Source organism: Advenella incenata (assembly GCF_004217095.1).
Classification (GTDB): Bacteria; Pseudomonadota; Gammaproteobacteria; order Burkholderiales; family Burkholderiaceae_B; genus Advenella; species Advenella incenata.
On the sequence record NZ_SHKO01000005.1, the window covers coordinates 1 to 18,540 of the forward strand.

Here is an 18,540-nt window from a genome sequence, read left to right on the forward strand (position 1 = left end):
CGCATGATTTGATTAAGAATCGCCTTTTTACGACATTTTTTATAATTTTTAAGCTCGCTCGCATCAGGTGAGTTTTTTGCAGCAAATATGCAACAACGGCTTCACATCGGTACATGAGATGCAGGCGTTTTTGTTCGCTTTTTTCTAAAAATTAAGGCAAATGTATTCAGGCCAGCAGGCTATCCGACAATTTTGGCGGCTGCGAGTGTGTGATTTATCCCAAAAACGACAATTTTCCGGCTAACGCCACGATTGAGTGCAAGCGCGTTATGCCCACACCTCTGGAAAATGACCCGTTTAGCTATGATTTAGCCGGTGAGCAGATATACATTGTCCATATAACAATAAATATCACCGCCTTGTACATGAACATTCATTCACAAGATAGTGTCCACAAGCAACCAATAGCTAACCGGCTGCGACAACCCTGCGAATGTAATGTGTCGTCGTTGTGTGCTTATAGTCTGCTTCTTATAGTCTGCTTCTTATAGTCTGCTTCTTATAGACGTCCATATTAGGGAGCTTATATAAAGGCCCTCAATATAGTGACATCGCGCCCCCTATATATAACAGCGGTTTCGGCCCTATTTATAGTAGTCCCCTAATTGGTCCCTAATTGAAAGCCTATATGCACCGGGTATATAGAAGAGGTTGCCAACAAACTACTGGCCATAGAGCGTCTCCTACAGATCAAACCCAACCCCAGCATGTTCCCGCGAATGTTCTCCTGTATCGCTATATATAGGCATGCCCAGTCCCCTTTCCAACTACCTATATATATAAGAGAAGCCAGCCTGATGTAATAGACAGCTCACACATAATGCACATGCCTGACTTAGGGATGTGCCCTGCATCTGGCCGCGAACCGGGCCATAGGCCTGCATCTTCCATCCCAGTCCCGGCATCTCCATCAACGTGTCACAAGACGCCTTTCGGTAACCATCCCGGGTCACGTGCCTTGTTCCCCGGCAGGCTATAATCGCATTCATGAATATTCGATTTCTGGAAACTTTCGTTTTGCTGGCTGAAATGCGCAATTTCCGCATGACTGCGGAACGTTTGCATACCACGCAGGCGGCCATCTCCAGCCGTATAGCTTCTCTGGAACAGGAACTCGGCGTGCGCCTGTTCGACCGCAACGCCCGCGAGGTGTCTCTGACGCCCGACGGCAGCAAAGCCCTTGTTCATGCCGAACGCATGGTCAAACTGTTGCGCGACATGAAGGAAGACATGCTGGATAAGCATACTTATGCCGGCGTCATTCGCATCGGCGTAATCGAATCTATTGTGCACAGCTGGTTTCCCGAGTTCCTGGCTCGTCTGCATGAAAGCTATCCACGCCTGAGAATTGAAATTGCCAGCGACACCACGGTCCATTTGACCGAACAACTCAATAAAGGGGGCCTGGATCTGGTACTACAAGGCAACGCCATCCATGTTTCCCAGGTTGACGCCATCGCGCTGGGTCAGTTACCCATGCGCTGGGTAGCCAGCCCGAAGCTGGAAATCGGCAACGATGTACTCAGCCTGGCAGATCTGGCCGCCTTTCCCATCGTCAGCTTTGCGCGTGAATCGGAGCCCTACGCCGCCATCGAAAGAATGTTTGCCACGGCGGGAGACATATCCCTGCATCTGAACGGCATTTCTTCAGTGGCCACCATGATCAGACTGGTACGAGACGGTTTCGGCGTCGCTGCCCTGCCGCCGGCAATTATCCAACAAGAGTTGAATGCGCAGACATTACAACTGCTGCGGGCCGACACGGTCTTGCCGCCGCTTGAGTTGCAAGCCGCATTCCGTCACAACCAGGACAACCCGCTGGCCGAAACCATCGGCCTGATTGCTCAGGATGTCGCCATCGCATTTGCTACCAATCGGGGCCAAAGTATCGCCTGCGCACCGCAGCAAACCTGAAGGGCGCCATCGCACTCTCGCAGAACAGGCCAAGACATTACCCTTGATCGGCCCTCAGCCTGCGTTCTGACCCTAGTATTTACCCTAGGATCAGATTTTGCCCCTGACCCCGATCATCTATTGCTCGCGCTTAAAACCCAAGCGAATATGATCATAACCACCTGATATTTATAGCCCTTTTACGACACCCGCGACGCCATACCGGGCAGCAATAAGATTTTGCAATCACCACCCTGTATATTTTCTTGTTGGACAGTCAAAAACGCGCTACCTACACTGCCTCCATATAAGACCTGACACAACATCACGTTGCGCCACGTTGGCCGCAACAAGCAGTCTTATTTCCGGCCACGCCCATGTAGAGGGCATCACCCCCGGCCACATTCCACCCACCGCTGACCGGCTCCTGGCGCCGGCCGGCCCTATTCAACACGCAACTGTAGTTGGAAAACACGATGAATAACTCAAGCACTGCGACCAGCCCTAACCTGGGCACCAACGCGAACGAACTGAAGGCAACCTATGCAAAAATTGCCTGGCGATTGATCCCTTTTCTAGTCTTTCTATTCATACTGGCCTGGCTGGACCGCGTTAACGTCGGTTTTGCCAAACTGCACATGCTGCAGGACCTGCAATTTAGCGAAGCCGTATATGGGCTTGGTGCCGGAATCTTTTTTATCGGCTATTTTCTTTTCGAAGTTCCCAGCAATCTGCTGCTGGAAAAAATCGGCGCCCGCAAAACGCTGGCCCGCATCACCATATTATGGGGCGCCGCCTCCATCGGTATGGCGTATGTCACCACCCCCACCCAGTTTTACATCATGCGCTTTCTGCTTGGCGTATTTGAAGCCGGGTTCTTCCCAGGCGTGGTGCTTTATCTCACCTATTGGTTTCCGGCGGAATACCGGGCGCGTGTCAACGGGCTGTTCATGACATCGTTCGCGCTCGCTGGTGTGGTCGGCGGACCGTTGGCCGGCCTGATTCTGAATGGCATGCAAGGTGTAGGACACCTGGCCAACTGGCAATGGTTGTTCATTATTGAAGGTATTCCCTCTGTCATTGCCGGCATGTTCGTGTTGAAATACCTGCCAGAAAAACCAGTAAACGCCAAATGGCTCACACCACACGAGCAACAGGCAGTGACGCGGGCCCTGGAACTGGAAAACAGCCAGACAGGGAACAAGCATTTGTCATTCAAAGACGCCTATCGCAATTCTGCAATATGGCTCTGTGCCGCGGTTTACTTTTGTATTGTCAGCGGCAACGCCACCATTGCATTCTGGAGTCCATCCATCATCAAAGCTATCGGCATCAACAATGACCTGATGATTGGTGTGCTCTCGGCCCTGCCCTTCATTGCCGGAACAATCGCCATGGTCTGGAATGGCGCTCACTCGGACAAAACCGGCGAACGTCGCATGCATTGCGCCGTGGCAACATTGATCGCATGCCTGGGGCTGGTTGCCACTGGCATGCTATTGCACAATGCCCTGTTCGCGCTCATCGCCCTTACCATTGCCTCTGTCGGCATCCTGGCGGCCTTTCCTGTGTTCTGGTCCATTCCCGCAGCCTTTTTGGCCGGCACCGCCGCCGCTGGCGGTATTGCACTGATCAACTCCATAGGCAACCTTGCCGGATTTGTTGCGCCATACATGATTGGCTCATTGAAAACCAGCACCGGTTCATTGTCTTCCGGGCTTTATTTTGTGGCCGCCCTGGAAATACTGGCCTCTATCCTGGTCATCCTTTTTGTCAAAAAGCGCTGATCCAGCGCCCCCATCATTTCACAGGCATGTGTGACACATCACGCATGCCTGTTCTCCCCATCTGTTTATCAAGAGTATTGCCATGAAACTTGAATTCTCACTTGCCCAAGACCCTTCAACAACCGTTGTTGCAAATATTGACTCCCTGATCGTTGCTGGCTGGGCCGGACGCGACATCAAAGCCATAGAACACCATATAGAAGAGCTGGCCGCTATTGGCGTGCCCCGCCCCAGCGCGGTCCCACTATATTACAGGGTAGCTAACAACCAATTGACCCAGGCAAGCCACATTCAGGCGCTGGGAACTGAGTCGTCCGGCGAAGTCGAAGTCTTCGTGTTCACCGTGGATGGCACCATGTATGTCAGCCTGGCTTCAGACCATACTGATCGTAAATTGGAAGCCTATGGCGTGGCCGAATCCAAACAGGCTTGCGTCAAACCGGTAGCAACCTCTGCCTGGCGCTTTGACGAGGTGGTTGAACATTGGGACCAATTGATCATCCGCTCCTGGATCGAGGAAGATGGCAAAAAAGTACTGTATCAGGAAGGTACCCTGGACAGCCTGCGTCTGCCACAGGAACTGATCAAAGGCTATACCGGCAACCAGAGCGTACTGCCCGAAGGACACGGCATGATTTGCGGCACAGTAGGCGCTATTGGCGGCATCCGTCCGTCCAACACATTTGTGATGGAGTTGCACGATCCGGTCAAGAACCGCAGCCTGCAACATACATATCATGTCGAAACGCTGCCTGTGGTGGCCTGATCATCCTCACTAGCAAGTTGCTGTCCACTAATTTCACTTGTCATTAATGGTTGTTCAATGAACTCTTCTGCATTTCCCAGTCTGACCTCGCTGTCGCACGCGCTCGATGAAGGCTCTATCTCTTCGGTCCAACTGACGCAACAGGCCCTGGCGCGCGCAACCAGCGGCGAAGGCCCCAAGGTCTATACCCAGGTTTTCGACCAGCAAGCGCTGGCCGCAGCACAAGCAGCCGATACCCTGCGCCAGGCGGGCATGCGACGCTCTGCGATCGATGGTTTGCCCATATCGGTCAAGGATCTGTTTGATATCAAAGGCAAGCCTACACGCGCCGGCTCGGTCGTATTGAACGATGCGCCCGCCGCCTCGGATAATGCCAAGGTCGTACAGCGGTTGATCAACGCGGGCGCCATCATTATCGGCACTACCAATATGACCGAGTTTGCCTACTCCGGTCTGGGCGTGAACCCGCATTACGGCACGCCCCGCAACCCGTGGGAACGCACAATCGGCGATGGACGCATTCCGGGCGGCTCGTCTTCCGGCGCCGCGGTATCAGTCACAGACGGGATGGCAATAGCGGCCATTGGTTCGGATACCGGCGGCTCTGTGCGCATCCCTTCTGCCCTGTGCGGATTGACCGGTTTCAAACCGACAGCACGCCGGGTACCACAAGAAGGCGTGTTGCCGCTGTCCACGACGCTGGATTCCATCGGCCCGCTGGCCGCCAGCGTAGAGTGCTGCGCCATATTGGACGCCCTGATGACCGGTGAAAATTACACACCGATTGTGCCCAAGCCCGTCAAGGGCCTGCGTCTGCTGTTTCCCAGCAACGTCGTGCTTGACGGCGCTGACGCCCAAGTCGCAGCAAGCTATGCACAGGTGCTGTCGCAACTGTCGGCGGCCGGGGCCATTATTGTGGAACAGGCCGTCCCGCCATTTGACCAGTTGCCCGGCATCAACGCCCAGGGCGGTTTCATTGCCGCCGAGGCCTGGGCATGGCATCGCCAGCTGATCGCGGACAAGGCTGACGCCTATGATCCGAGAGTGGTCTCGCGCATGTTGCGCGGCAAGCAAATTAGCGCCGCCGATTATATCGACCTGCTGCAGCGCCGCGCGCAGTGGATACAGCAATTACAAACGCAATTGGCGGACTATGACGCCATGATCATGCCTACCGTGCCGGTGATCGCTCCCACGATTGCCGAGCTGCAAGATGAAGAGGTCTATCACAAAACCAATTTGCTGCTTCTGCGCAATCCTACCTTCATCAATTTCCTGGATGGTTGCGCAGTATCGTTACCTTGCCATGCCCCGGGAACTGCGCCGGTAGGCGTTAGCATAGCCGCAGCAGGTGGACAGGATCGCACGGTCCTGGCAATCGCCAAAGCAGTGGAAACCTTGCTACAAAGCTAGGGTTGACAGGTCGGCAATAGCATCGCAAACTTTACGCATTGCCGACCTTCAAAAACAAGCAAGGTCATCCGTCACCGGAGCTGTGAACATGGACCACATTGCCCTTCCCGCGCGTACTGTTCGATGGAAAAGCTGGGACAACACCGGCCTGGAGCATTTCTGTCTGCATATGAATGCCGACACGATCCAGGGCGAAGGCGTCGTGATCGGCGCAAGAGGCGGCACACCCTACGGCCTGCATTACCGGGTCAAGACAGACACGCAATGGCACACCCGCGAAGTGTGGGTGCGCATGGCCAGCGGCGTTTTTTTGCATGTTTTTTCCGACGGCCAGGGACACTGGACCGATGACAAGGGCGATGCAATGCCCAATCTGGACGGCTGCATCGATGTAGATATTGCGGCCACCCCGTTTACCAATACCCTGCCGATACGGCGGCTTGCCATGAGCGTAGGTCACACCGCCGAACTGACAATGGCCTATGTACCCTTGCCATCTTTGCAGATGTGCCCCGACGGGCAACGTTACACGCGTATTGCTGACCGACGTTATCTGTACGAGAGCGATGACCGGGATTTTTCTGCCGAGCTGGAGGTGGACCCGGATGGGCTTGTAATGGATTATCCCGGGTTGTTCCAGCGGCTGGAATGAACCCGTTATGATCCCAGAATAAATCCATCGTGCTCTGAAAGGCTGTTGTGCAAAGCGACGGCCAGGCTGATAGCCATTGCGCTGCCCCACATAAAACAAATCTTCAACAGGGCTGGTCAGCAGCCGCTCCCACCGCAGTTTTTCGGTTTCCCATAAATATGCAACATCCGGCGCACAATCATGACAGCCACACCCTGCCTCATTGCGCCGGCGTTACCTGCAGTTGCTGCCGGATAACGGGGTGGATCCAGCACCGCAGCAAGACGGTGCCGGCGGCTTCGAGTACGAATGACTTTTCTGTACCCGGCAGTTGCGTATCCAGGGAAACGATCCGGCCATCTCCGTAGGTCACGTAAATGCTGTGCGCAATATCGGCTGCGTTGACGATACGTATGCGATCGCCCACGCTTGCCGTAAAATCGGGCTCGCTCAATTCATGGTGATTGAGCGTCAACACATGATCAGCCGTTGCGGCCATGACGGGTGAATAAAAAGTCACCAACGGCACAGAGCACGCACCAACACCAAGCGCCATAAGCTGTATGAATGTACGCCGAGTCATATCCTGCATGGGTCAATTCTCCAATTGGCCGGTTGCGGCCTGAGTCACGGGATTTCTGCCAAGCGCCCGCAAAAATGCCAAAAGGTCTGCGCGTTCCTGTCCGGTCAGCGTAAAGGGTTTCATTTCTGGGGAACGACTGGGCCTGGCAATGCCGCCCTCCTCATAATGGCTGATCACCGCCTCCAGCGAATCGATTGAACCATCATGCATATATGGCCCCTTGTCATTCAGTTCACGCAACGTCGGGGTCTTGAAGGCATACTGCATGCCCACAACCTGGGGTGGCGTAAACTTGCCACGGCCACGATCGGCGCTGGCCAGCCCGATGTCATGGAAGCCATCATCGGTCATACGCCAGCTGCTGTGGCATGCGCTGCAGCGGGCCTTGCCATTATAGATAGCAAAGCCACGCTGCTCTTGGGTGGTCAGCGCCTGCTCATCACCGGCTATCCAGCGATCCAGATCGGTGCGCGGCGATACCAGCGTGCGCTCGAAGGTAGCCAGCGCCTGCTTGATATGCACGACGGTGATTTGCCGGACGCCTCCATAGGCGCGCTGCACCGGTTGTTGGTAATCGTCCAGCGCATTGATACGCTCCAGCAGTAGCGCCACTGGCATGTTCATTTCATGTTCAGCCGTAATGGGCATCACCGCTTGCTGCTCCAGCGTATCGGCACGGCCGTCCCACATGAGGGCAGACAGCCAGGCACTGTTGAGCAGGGTCGGCGTTTTACGGGCAAATTCCTGTTGCTCGGAACCGATCGGCTGCGCCAGGCCGTCACTCCAGCGTTTGCCTGGATCGTGACAGGTAGCGCAGGATCGGCCGGCACGCGAGAGCCGCGTGTCAAAAAACAGCTTGCGGCCCAGTTCTTCTTTGGCCTGCGAATGGGGATTGTCTGCCGGATAGGGCACCGATTGCGGTCGCTGATACTTCTGCTTGAGCGACCGCATCGATCCGGCATCGGCTTGCGGGGCACCGTGAGCGCGACGCAGGTCGGGCCCCTGTACACAGGCAAGCAATGCCGCCATCAGAATCAGACCCGGCCATGTGCGCCCGCATTGTTTCTTGCCTTTGATCACAATCGTGTACCTGTCACTGCAACGACTAACTTGCCTTGCCGACAATCGGCGAGATGGTGCAGTGATAGGTCATGGAGTCGTCTTCGGCGCCAAAGCACCACACCACGTCATTGCTGAACTCAGGTCGATAAATTGGCAGTTCACCTTGTGTATTGACACAGTTGCAGCGTCCGCAAGTCTGTTTGCCGCAACAATCCCGGTAAGCGATCAGATAGCTCTGGCCGTCGCCCGGGTTATGGCAGCTGGCCACCCAGGAACTGGGAGACAGTTTTGAGCCTGGCGGGCAATTGGTCAGAGAGCCACCGCAACAATCGCACAGGTTGCCGTCAATCGAGCAGTGACGCCAATAATCGCATGCCTGGGTGTTGGTGTCTTGCGGCTTCCAGCCTTCACGACCCAGCGAGCCCGTTGTTTCGGCATGCGCGTTGTTCAGCCGCCCCCGCCGATCAACCGGCAGCAGCGGCAGCAACGCCGCACCGGCCAGCTGTGCACCCAGACGGCCCAGAAAACTGCGTCGACCGATTTTGCTGGCAGCAACCCGGCTCAGCTTCTCCATTCCATTATCGAAATTGTTGGTTTTTTTCATGACAATCTCCTCGCTCTATAACAAGCGCTTGTCTGGTTAACGTTGGGATTCAATGCAGCTGGGGCGCAATATCGGCCGGCTGAACCATTTTTTCACGCATATATTTCTGCAAGGAAGGGTGTCCCAGCCGCACGGTCTCAAACAGGCTTTCGACATGTTCGCGGGTGTTGCAAAGGCCCTTGGCCAGAATCATTCCCTGTTCGTCCAGTAAAACGCCATAAGGAATTTTCGCGACCTGAAACTTCATGCCGATCTCGGCCGACACCACGTACCGCACCTCGCCCATATCGTGTTCGGCCAGGAACTTGCGGTGATCTGCCGCATTACCGTCGCTGACCAGGACAACATCGGCCCCCTCACGCTGCGCCACTGAACGGATAATTGGAAACAGCTTTGCGCAAATCGGGCAAGTCGGCCCGGTGAACATCAGCAGACTGGGGCGTCCTGGAGTGAGCGCCTGCCCGACAGCGAGCGGAACACCATAGAAGTCATCCACCTGAAATACCGGAGATTGTTCGCCAATATCCGGACCGTGATCCAGCATCATGGCCCCTAGCGGCGCTGAGCGTTCGTGCAACAAACCAATTTGACGAATCAGGCCCATGACCAAAACTGCCAGGCCGATAAATCCGAGCCAGAGCATTACGTTGGAAGCGATAAGCAAGGTTGTATTCATGATGTCTCCATTTCCTATTAAGAATTATTAGAACTGGCAGGTGACAGAGATGAAAGCATATCTGCACCGGTATAAAGAATCGCTGTCATCGCCGCTGCGGCCAGCGCGAGCACTGTTTCGCCAAGCGTTGCGGTAACACCGATATTGGCCGCATGCGCTACGTACAGCGCCAATCCCGAAAGCACCACAGGCCTGGCAAACTGATACAGGCCAATACCATTGCCACGTTCTGCGCCGCGCAGACAGCCACAATCGATATGGGTTCTGCCGCGCGCCAGATTAATGCCAATTGCAATAGCAAACGACAGCAGCAGCAATGCCACAAGCACCCCGGCATATGCCGTGACGGCGTTTATCAATAGCAGCGCCGCGAGCGACAACTCCAGATAAGGCAGCATGCGGGCGAACGGATAGGCCAGCACGTCGGGCAGGATGCGATAGTTCACCACGACACCATGAAACTCGTCCTTGTCCCGCAGCTTGGGCAGCGCCGCGGCAATCAGCACAAAAACCAGGAAGAATTTTGCCAGCATGAAAAGTAACGGATTGGAAATCAAGTTCATCTTGTCCTCACAATTCCGGAACCGTGAGCATGACTGGCGCTTTACCCAGCTCGTCCACCTTGCCGGTTTCTTTGCCCGTTGCCGGATCATAGATATACAACGCCCGGTCTATGGCCGAAACGGCATAAAGCACCGGTTTGTCGTCCTGACTGATCCCGATCGAATCCACCTCGTGACCAAGCTCGATTTTGCCGATCCGTTTTCCGGTTTTTGCTTCAAATGCAAAAACAAAGCGGCTTGGCAGTTTGTGCGTCCATTTCTCCCGCTGGTCGGCCAGTAGATAAATTGTGTCGCTGGGGCGATGATAGGTCACGGTCATCCAGCCACCGGGACGCCACTTTTGCTTGCGCTCATCCTCTGTAAACGCATTGAATACTTTGGCAAACGTTGCGCCGTCTGCGCTCAGATCCGCCTGATAGATGTTGCCCTCATAGCTGGGCCAGACCAATCGCCCGGCCTTTGCCGAATACGCAGGATTGTTAAGCAGATAATCGTCCTCCGGATGAAAGACCTTGGTGTTTTCCTGTTTGATCTGGCCCTTTCCGTCATACCCCACCTTTAACAGCGAGCCGTCGCGACAGTGCATGTAGAAGGTGTTTTGCTCTGCCGGGAATAAGTGATAGCAATCGGGCACGTCGACCATTTTGACGAACGATTTATTGGCCACATCGACAATCCCGACTGCAGGCGATGGGGAAAACTGCTGGAACAACAGGAATTTGTCGTCGTTGGACAGCGTGGCCATGCGCTCGAGCGTAGCGCTCAGAAACCGGCCTTCCGGAATATCAATCTCGGCAATCAGATCATGAGTCTGGGCATCCACCAGATCGATGTAATCGTTGCGCTGGCCTCGTGCTATGCGTGCAAACAGCGTATTGGCCACAGCAAAAAACTTGCCGTCATGCGAGGCCATCACGTGCGGCAGCTTGCCGGCATCGGTCATGCCCAAAAGCTTGCTTTTCTCTCCATCGATTGAAAATATTTGCGAAGTCACATTGAAATGCCCGGGGTCGGTCACATACACCCGTTTGGCATTGCTGGGCGGCGCAGACAGAATTTTGGGTTCATCCTGCAAGGTCGAGGTAATCTCTTTGCCCAGTTGAGTCGGTATTTTGGGCTCTGCCGCACCCGCTGCGCCCGCCAGCGCCAGGGCTGTGCACGCCGTCATCAGCATCCATCCCGCACGCACGTGCAAGCCAACGCTGCTTGTCTTTACCACCAATCCATCTGTCTTCATTTGTCTCTCCAGCTGTATCTGTTATATGCAGGTCGCACGCGCGCCTGCCCCCTTTACACCAAACACACGACCAGCGCCGCAGCCCCTGCCGTGATCAACAGAAAACCGTCTGCTGTTACTGCCCTTTCCTGGTATTTGGCCAAAAAGCCCTGCACACTGCGGTCACTGACCGGAAACAGGTTGACCAGCATGGGTAAAAAGCGACCCGCATTGAATACGCACACTGTTGCAATAGCAAATGAAATATCACCGCTGAGCGCCGCCGCCAGCGTGACAATGTAGAGAATCGGCGTCTGCACATAAGTAGAATAATTGGTGCCTAGTGCAAAGCCATATAACAGCCCGATGACCCAGGAGCGAAAGCGAAAGCGCGCATCGTGGGGCACTTGCGCCCGACGCTGCGGATAGGGCATGCGCAGGAAATCCAATTGATGCGCACCGTAGCAGAACGCCAGCATGGCCAACACGACAGTCCCCGGAACTAGCAGGTTGCCGGCCGATAGCAGTATGCCCACACCGCCGAGCAATGAGCCCAGCAGGAGCGCCCCGGCAACATAGCCCAGGGCGTGCATCAAGATTGTTGGGATCCAGGCCAGCACACTGCGCAGGCCATAGCTCGCCTGAGGACGCAGCAGGCTCAGGCTTGAGTAGCCGCAAGGAGACCAGGTGGAAAGCAGACCGCCACAAAACGCCAGTGGCCATAAGATCAATGTCAGGGACTGCGCCCGCGAACCCGGCGCCTCAAGCAAGCCCCCGATCACGGCTCCGGCGCCCAGCGCCAGCGCAATCAGCAACAATCGGGCCTGCCACGACTGTGATTGCGCAAAGGAAATGCAATCGAGCACACGCTCCGTTGATTCTGCCGATCGCAAGCTGGTGGACGCGGTTGCATCATGGTTTGTGGTTATCATCTGTAGCCCCTCCATCACATTTGTGTTATTTGCATATTGCTTGCGATGAAGGTTACCGTTACACACGACGGATCAATAGCACATATCGGCATCTTCCGATTACGGGTTTACCCTTGTCGATAAAAAACCCGCAGGCTGGCAAGATCAAAGTACAAAAAGGGTTGCCGATTTTTACTACGGCTTCTGTGGAAAACGGCCTATTCTCAGGCTGAATAATACCGGTCAGTATCAGCGCCAAAGATGTTGAACGACCATAAAGGGGACTGGAGGAGTACACAATGGCTACACCGGATCAGCGAATCGCTGTCGGTCGACAGGCGCTTCCCGCAAGCTCCATGTCAGCGGTAAGGCTGCGCAATAGCGATGTCCTGCAACAGGCACAAGCCCTGCCTTTTTGGTCACAGGACTATACCCAATTGTCTGCAGGCAGTTTTCATGGCGAAGTTGACAGCATTGCCACGCGCGGCATTCAGTTGTTTCGGGAATCCATGACCTGTTCGGTAGATGAACTGGCCAGTGCCCCGGCCAACACATATGTCATAGGCATAGCTGGCAAGGTAACCGGCGATTCTCATTGGGGGTCGGTTGCACTGTCGGACAACTCGCTCATTACACTGGACAAGAACGCCGAGCTGGTTTTCCGTACTTCACATCACTCGGAAATCTCGGTGGCCGTGATTGATGCCGAACGTCTGGACGAATACGCCCAGCAGGTGCTGGGCATCGATCTGCCATGCGTCTTTGGAAAAATACGCCCGGTAGAGCAGCTAGCAGAGACCCAGGCAGAGTCCATGCGCAGAATGTTCAATGATTTCTTTTTACATCTGCCTCCCATGGCGCGGATTACACCGAACCATGCCGCCTGGAGTCATTTTGAAGACGATATCATGTCCGAATGCGTACGGGCGTTGGCTTCGGTCAAGCCCCTGTCACACCGCGCCACCGATATCCGGATTCATCGCTACCTGGTGAACCGGGTCCGCGAACGCACCCTGGCTTCGCCGCTATGCCCGCCAAGCATTGGCGAGCTATGCCGCGAGCTCAACGTCAGTCGCCGGACCCTGAACCATGCCTTCATGCGGGTACTTGGCATTACGCCGGTGTCGTACATTCGCAATATCAGGCTTAACCGCGTGCGCGCCGATCTGCAGACGGGCAAGCAGTCTGGCAACTCCATTGCAGACATCGCCATTCATTGGGGATTCTGGCATATGAGTTTATTTTCGCGCTATTACAAGGCCCTGTTCGGCGAGTTGCCGTCCGAGACACGCAGCCGTCACGCGTGACACCGGCCTTTTACGGAGGCTCCAATGGCTCAGGAAAAGCCGTCAAATACCAGCGGAATTTCGGAAAAGCGACGTGATTTGCTGAAAACGTCGGTGCGTGCAGCCGGGGCTTTGGGCGTGACCTGGCTCGCACTGGATACCGCTGCCGATTCAGTTTCCAGCGCCGAGCCACAGGCATTGCGACCACCGGGCGCATTGGACGAAGCTGCATTTTTATCTGCCTGTGTGCGGTGTGGCCTTTGTGTACGGGCCTGCCCTTACGATATTCTCTCGTTGGCTACACTGGACGGACCGGCCCAGATCGGCACACCCTACTTTGTTGCACGAGACGACCCGTGCCGGATGTGTAAAGACATCCCCTGTGCAAAAGCCTGCCCGACCGGCGCCCTCGATAGCGAGATGGCCCGGATTGAAGATGCTGACATGGGCGTGGCAGTACTGGTGGGGCATGAAACCTGCCTGAATTACAAGGGACTTAACTGCAGCATTTGCTATCGGGTCTGCCCCGTTCGCGGCGAAGCCATCACCCTGGAAACCCATCAGATAAACGGCCAACAGCGCATCATTCCGACTGTGCACTCCGATTCCTGCACCGGTTGTGGCACGTGCGAGAAGCATTGCGTAATCAAAGAAGCGGCCATCCGCGTACTGCCTCGTAAGCTGGGGCTGGGGCAGGAAGGAGCAAACCCATCAGGACGACTGTAATAATGACGACTGCTATGGCGGACCAAACCGTGAAAAAAAAGGAACGCACCGGCTGGCGATCCTGGCGCTGGCTGCTGGCCCGACGTACGGCCCAGCTTGCCCTGTTGTTCTTTTTTTTGGCAGGACCCTGGCTGGGATGGCACGTTGCCCAGGGTAATTTCGCATCCAGCCAGTGGTTCGGCATCATCGATCTGTCTGATCCCTATATCCTGCTGCAATCGTTGTTGGCGGGCCACGCCGTTTCTGCCGTCGCCATTGGCGGCGCGCTTCTGATCGTGTTGTTCTATTTTCTGGTTGGCGGCCGCAGCTATTGCAGCTGGTTATGTCCGGTCAATATCGTCACCGACGCCGCACTCTGGCTGCGTGACCGGCTCGGCATAAAACGCGACCGCGCCTTCAACAGAAACACCCGCCTTGTCATCCTTGGCGCTACCCTGCTGGCCAGCGTGACCACCAGTGTCGTTGCCTGGGAGATCATCAATCCGGTCACTATCCTGCAACGCGGACTGATATTCGGCATGGGCCTGGGATGGGCGGTGATTGCCGGCGTGTTCCTGTTCGATCTATTCATTACGCGGCATGGCTGGTGCGGCTACCTGTGCCCGGTAGGCGCCTTTTATGGAACCCTGGGCCGATTCAGTCGGATCCGGGTGCGGGCGTCCCGTCGGGATGCTTGCGAGCAATGCGGCGCCTGTCTGAGAAAATGTCCGGAACCGCATGTCATTGGTCCTGCACTGCGCGGCGAGGATAATGCATTCGTGATATCGGGCGATTGCATCAATTGTGGCGCCTGTATTGATCACTGCCCTAATGATGTATTCGAAATCAGTTTTCGCCCCCTGACATGGCAGACCGCCAATCGATCGCAAGCGGGTACGACCAATAAATAGATAGCGCCCAGCGGCGCCAATAAAAAAACAGCCGAATACCCGGCCCCGGCGCCCGGTATCCGGCCGCAAGAACAATTTGCAACCGTGTCACTCCCTCTGTGTTCTGGCTATTTGCCTGCGTGCCGGCTTATGCCTCCAGTTTGAGTGTGCCGCGCATCATGCTCCAGTGTCCAGGATAGGAACATATAAACGTATAGGATTCGCCTGGCTTGAGCTTGCTGGTTGCAATAGTCGTATCTGCCGCTTGTCCACCACCGATCAGGACTGTCTTGGCAATAATGCGGGCATCGTCGGGCTTGAGAAAATCGTGCTCACTTCCCGCTTGCTGGCCTTCCTTGATGATGGCGTCAATTTCACTGCTTTTGCCCAGCACCCAGTTGTGCCCCATGGCAGTTTTGGGCATGCGTCCGGTATGTTTGAGCGTGACCTTGAAGGTCTCGCAGGATTTTGGCACACTGATCGAGCGCATGCTGTAGCGCATGGTGTCGCTCGATTCGACGGTGACTTCGCACGATTGTGCCCAACAAAGAAGCGGACTGGCCGACAGCAGCACGGCAAATACAAATTGGGATTTCATTCATGTCTCCTTAAGTAGAGTGAAGACATTTTCACACCCGGATGCGCTTCCCAATATCAAAAAACGGCAGCACATGCCCAAGACGCCACCCTTGCCGCAACAGGCCATGTCAGAAACAGGACGGCCAGGCGCCGGCCCCGATGGGTACCTCCTTTAAGAACCCTGTTTAAGGACCCATGTTAAAGGACTGCGGTTTAGGTGCCCGATTCAAGTACCCGGTATAGGCGGCTGATTAAGGTGGCCTTTTGAAGCAGACCGTTGAAGCGGCCGATCGAGATAGCAATTCGAAGCAGCCGCGGCGCATTGCCTAACCCTTTGACTGACTGCGTCCCCCTTGCCATGGCAATTACACCAGGAGCGCGCCGCTTTCCTTGATTTTTCCCAAGGCAAAACTGGATCTCATATCGACCACAGACGGGTGCTGCATAAGTACGTTCATGGCAAATGCAGAAAATGCGGCCAGGTCCTGCACCTGTACGCGCAGCAGGTAATCCATATCGCCCGACATGGAATGGCACTCGACTACTTCGGGCCACAACTGGACATCACGGTTGAAATCCTGCATGGGAGCATGGCTGGAGCCACTGTGTTTGTTGAGCCGGATAGAGACAAATGCGATCAGGCCGCGCCCGATTCTGTCCGCGTCAACGCGCGCGGCGTATCCTTTGATATATCCCTCTTCTTCCAGCCTCTTTACGCGGCGCAGACAGGGGCTTGGGGAGAGCGCTATTTTATCGGCCAGGTCCTGGTTGCTTAGCCGGCCATTTTTCTGCAGAAGGTTAAGAATTTGCCGGTCTGTTTTATCTAGTGTATTTAGTGACATAATCTTTCCTAAATATAACGAAAAATAGAATAATAATGCAAGATAACTGAATTTTGCAGCATTTTTTGCAATCGTCTGCCTCGCCTTTTTGCTTAGAATAGACGTTTTCTTAGAACAAAAAACTTCAGGAGCAATGCTATGTCTACAACAACGTTTACCCCTTGGGAAAACCCGATGGGCACAAATGGCTTTGAATTTGTTGAATATACAGCACCCGACCCCGTTGCACTCGGAAAAGTATTTGAAACTTTGGGTTTTAAAGCCATCGCCCGGCACCGCCACAAAGACGTGACGCTGTACCGCCAGGGTGAAATCAATTTTCTGATCAATGCCGAAAAAGACTCTTTTGCCCAGCGCTTTGCCCGTCTGCATGGCCCCTCCATCTGTGCCATTGCATTCCGGGTTGATGACGCCACCAAGGCATACCAGCGCGCGCTCGAACTGGGTGCCTGGGGCTTTGACTCCGGCAGTGGCCCGATGGAACTGAACATCCCGGCCATCAAGGGTATTGGCGATTCACTGATCTATCTGGTAGACCGCTGGAAAGGCAAGAATGGCACAGGTGGTATCGGAGACATTAGTATTTATGACGTGGATTTTGTCGCTATCGACGCCTCGACTGCCGAAGAAGACATGAACTACAAGGGTGCGGGGCTGGAAATCATTGACCATCTGACCCACAACGTTCACAAGGGCCGCATGGCCGAGTGGGCCGAGTTCTATGAGCGCCTGTTCAACTTTCGCGAAGTGCGCTACTTTGACATCGAAGGCAAGGTTACCGGGGTCAAGTCCAAGGCCATGACATCGCCTTGTGGCAAGATCCGTATCCCGATCAACGAAGAAGGAACGGAAGAAAAAGGACAGATTCAAGAATATCTCGATATGTATCGCGGTGAAGGAATCCAGCATATCGCCCTGGGCACCAGCACCATTTATGACACCATCGAAAACCTGCGCACGCGCCAGCTGCGTTTTCTGGATACGCCAGATACCTATTACGAGCTGCTGGACACCCGGCTGCCCGATCACGGCGAAGATATCGATCGCCTGAAGAAAAATCGCATTCTGCTCGATGGCGGACCCAACAACGACCTGCTGCTGCAAATCTTCACTGAGAACCAGATCGGCCCGATTTTCTTTGAAATTATTCAACGCAAGGGCAACGAAGGGTTCGGTGAAGGCAACTTCAAGGCGCTGTTCGAATCCATAGAACTGGATCAGATGCGCCGCGGCGTCGTGCGCGCCGTTGAATAAGATGTCGTTGGCTAAGTGCCGTTGTCTAATGCTCGGTACTGCTGTGTAGTTTACTGCCGCCCCGTTGCCGTCCGCCTGGCCGTGGCCCATAGCCTGAACCTGGAACGAGCAGATTGCTTAAGCTTCTCTCGTATTCGGGCAAGTAGCCGGTAAGCTGCCTTAAAGCAAACGCGCATCCTATCCGCCTAAAACCACCCTACCGCTGTTTTCTGCCAACGTGCACAAGACAGCGGTTTTTATTTGCTTAAAGATCACGCTATGGCAGATTACACCAGGATAGATCGCATCCCGGCCCGATCTCTTATCGGTCAAGACCTGCCATGATCAAATGCGCTGCCTCTAACTTTTGAGCTTGTCTGAATAACGTTTTTTGAATTTCTCCACTTTGGGTGAAATCACAAATGCGCAATAAGACTGGTTCGGATGCTGAATGAAATAATCGTCGTGGTAGCTTTCTGCCGGCCAGAATGGCGCAGCCGGCAACAATTTGGTCACGATGGGATCGGTAAAATCAGCCTGCCGGGCAGCGATAACCTGTGTTGCTGTTTGTTTTTGTTCGTCAGACTGCCAGAAAATAGCAGAAGCGTACTGCGGGCCCACATCGTTACCCTGCTGGTCGGGCGTGGTTGGATCGTGTGTGTCAAAAAAAATGTCGAGCAGGTCCTGGTAAGCGATGACGGCAGGATCAAATTCAATCCGCACCACTTCTATGTGGCCGGTGTCCTTGCCGCAGACCTGTTCGTAACTTGGGTTCTCTACATGGCCGCCGCAATAGCCCGATTGCACTGAAAGCACACCCTGCAATTGCTGGAACACTGCCTCTGAACACCAGAAGCAGCCGCTGCCCAATACCGCTATGTCAGTTTTATTTGTCAAAAT

The 18,540-nt window shown here is 54.7% G+C and carries 19 protein-coding genes; 9 read left to right on the forward strand and 10 right to left on the reverse strand.

All coding sequences use genetic code 11. From position 1 onward, the window contains the following. Window positions 1–987 precede the first annotated feature (987 nt). The 5 genes from EV681_RS20480 to EV681_RS20500 all read left to right on the forward strand — a co-directional run bounded on the left by EV681_RS20480 (window position 988) and on the right by EV681_RS20500 (window position 6,511). Entirely contained in the window at window positions 988–1,914 is a 927-nt protein-coding gene (locus EV681_RS20480; RefSeq protein WP_128396363.1) for a LysR family transcriptional regulator, read from the forward strand. Window positions 1,915–2,369: 455 nt separating this feature from the next. Then, the gene (locus tag EV681_RS20485; RefSeq protein WP_128396364.1) at window positions 2,370–3,680 is read left to right on the forward strand and encodes an MFS transporter; all 1,311 of its coding nucleotides are present in this window, start codon (window positions 2,370–2,372) and stop codon (window positions 3,678–3,680) included. 82 nt (window positions 3,681–3,762) lie between these two features. Further along, on the forward strand, window positions 3,763–4,446 hold the full coding sequence (locus tag EV681_RS20490) for a DUF2848 domain-containing protein (protein WP_130305088.1): 684 nt from the start codon (window positions 3,763–3,765) through the stop codon (window positions 4,444–4,446). Between the two features lie 57 nt (window positions 4,447–4,503). Continuing rightward, entirely contained in the window at window positions 4,504–5,859 is a 1,356-nt protein-coding gene (locus EV681_RS20495) for an amidase (RefSeq protein WP_130305090.1), read from the forward strand. Window positions 5,860–5,947: 88 nt separating this feature from the next. Then, window positions 5,948–6,511 (forward strand): putative glycolipid-binding domain-containing protein, encoded by a 564-nt coding sequence (locus tag EV681_RS20500; RefSeq protein WP_130305092.1) that lies wholly within the window; start codon window positions 5,948–5,950, stop codon window positions 6,509–6,511. Window positions 6,512–6,710: 199 nt separating this feature from the next. On the opposite strand, the gene EV681_RS20505 is transcribed toward EV681_RS20500, so the two are convergent. Genes EV681_RS20505 through EV681_RS20535 form a run of 7 tightly spaced genes read right to left on the reverse strand, consistent with a single transcriptional unit; the run spans window position 6,711 to window position 12,126 of the window. Beyond that, entirely contained in the window at window positions 6,711–7,082 is a 372-nt protein-coding gene (locus EV681_RS20505; RefSeq protein ID WP_207227121.1) for a cupredoxin domain-containing protein, read from the reverse strand. 3 nt (window positions 7,083–7,085) lie between these two features. Next, the gene (locus EV681_RS20510; RefSeq protein WP_130305094.1) at window positions 7,086–8,153 is read right to left on the reverse strand and encodes a cytochrome c peroxidase; all 1,068 of its coding nucleotides are present in this window, start codon (window positions 8,151–8,153) and stop codon (window positions 7,086–7,088) included. Between the two features lie 25 nt (window positions 8,154–8,178). Further along, on the reverse strand, window positions 8,179–8,739 hold the full coding sequence (mauA, locus tag EV681_RS20515; RefSeq protein WP_128396369.1) for a methylamine dehydrogenase (amicyanin) small subunit: 561 nt from the start codon (window positions 8,737–8,739) through the stop codon (window positions 8,179–8,181). A 49-nt stretch (window positions 8,740–8,788) separates the two neighbouring features. Beyond that, entirely contained in the window at window positions 8,789–9,415 is a 627-nt protein-coding gene (gene mauD / locus EV681_RS20520; protein WP_128396370.1) for a methylamine dehydrogenase accessory protein MauD, read from the reverse strand. A gap of 17 nt (window positions 9,416–9,432) precedes the next feature. Further along, window positions 9,433–9,978: a MauE/DoxX family redox-associated membrane protein gene (locus EV681_RS20525; protein ID WP_165393159.1), complete on the reverse strand. Its 546-nt coding sequence runs from the start codon at window positions 9,976–9,978 to the stop codon at window positions 9,433–9,435. Window positions 9,979–9,985: 7 nt separating this feature from the next. Then, window positions 9,986–11,215 (reverse strand): methylamine dehydrogenase (amicyanin) large subunit, encoded by a 1,230-nt coding sequence (gene mauB / locus EV681_RS20530; RefSeq protein ID WP_128396372.1) that lies wholly within the window; start codon window positions 11,213–11,215, stop codon window positions 9,986–9,988. Window positions 11,216–11,268: 53 nt separating this feature from the next. Next, window positions 11,269–12,126, reverse strand: coding sequence for a methylamine utilization protein MauF (locus tag EV681_RS20535; protein WP_130305096.1), 858 nt, complete (start codon window positions 12,124–12,126; stop codon window positions 11,269–11,271). Window positions 12,127–12,404: 278 nt separating this feature from the next. Between EV681_RS20535 and EV681_RS20540 the strand changes: the two genes are divergently transcribed. The 3 genes from EV681_RS20540 to napH are packed head-to-tail and all read left to right on the forward strand — an operon-like array spanning window position 12,405 to window position 15,007. Next, entirely contained in the window at window positions 12,405–13,412 is a 1,008-nt protein-coding gene (locus EV681_RS20540; protein ID WP_207227122.1) for a helix-turn-helix domain-containing protein, read from the forward strand. A 24-nt stretch (window positions 13,413–13,436) separates the two neighbouring features. Beyond that, a complete protein-coding gene (gene napG / locus EV681_RS20545; protein ID WP_130305098.1) occupies window positions 13,437–14,117 on the forward strand; it encodes a ferredoxin-type protein NapG in 681 nt (226 codons plus the stop codon). Window positions 14,118–14,146: 29 nt separating this feature from the next. Next, window positions 14,147–15,007 (forward strand): quinol dehydrogenase ferredoxin subunit NapH, encoded by an 861-nt coding sequence (gene napH, locus EV681_RS20550; protein WP_242612339.1) that lies wholly within the window; start codon window positions 14,147–14,149, stop codon window positions 15,005–15,007. Between the two features lie 127 nt (window positions 15,008–15,134). Here the strand turns inward: napH and azu are convergent, their stop codons facing one another. Continuing rightward, entirely contained in the window at window positions 15,135–15,584 is a 450-nt protein-coding gene (gene azu / locus EV681_RS20555; protein ID WP_128396376.1) for an azurin, read from the reverse strand. Between the two features lie 346 nt (window positions 15,585–15,930). Further along, window positions 15,931–16,407 carry an Lrp/AsnC family transcriptional regulator gene (locus EV681_RS20560; RefSeq protein ID WP_128396377.1) on the reverse strand — a complete coding sequence of 159 codons (477 nt, stop codon included), beginning with the start codon at window positions 16,405–16,407 and terminating at the stop codon, window positions 15,931–15,933. Window positions 16,408–16,545: 138 nt separating this feature from the next. Here EV681_RS20560 and hppD point away from each other — a divergent pair, with 138 nt between their 5' ends. Further along, the gene (hppD, locus tag EV681_RS20565) at window positions 16,546–17,661 is read left to right on the forward strand and encodes a 4-hydroxyphenylpyruvate dioxygenase (protein WP_128396378.1); all 1,116 of its coding nucleotides are present in this window, start codon (window positions 16,546–16,548) and stop codon (window positions 17,659–17,661) included. Between the two features lie 339 nt (window positions 17,662–18,000). Here the strand turns inward: hppD and msrA are convergent, their stop codons facing one another. Then, on the reverse strand, window positions 18,001–18,537 hold the full coding sequence (msrA, locus tag EV681_RS20570) for a peptide-methionine (S)-S-oxide reductase MsrA (RefSeq protein WP_242612340.1): 537 nt from the start codon (window positions 18,535–18,537) through the stop codon (window positions 18,001–18,003). Window positions 18,538–18,540: the final 3 nt, after the last annotated feature.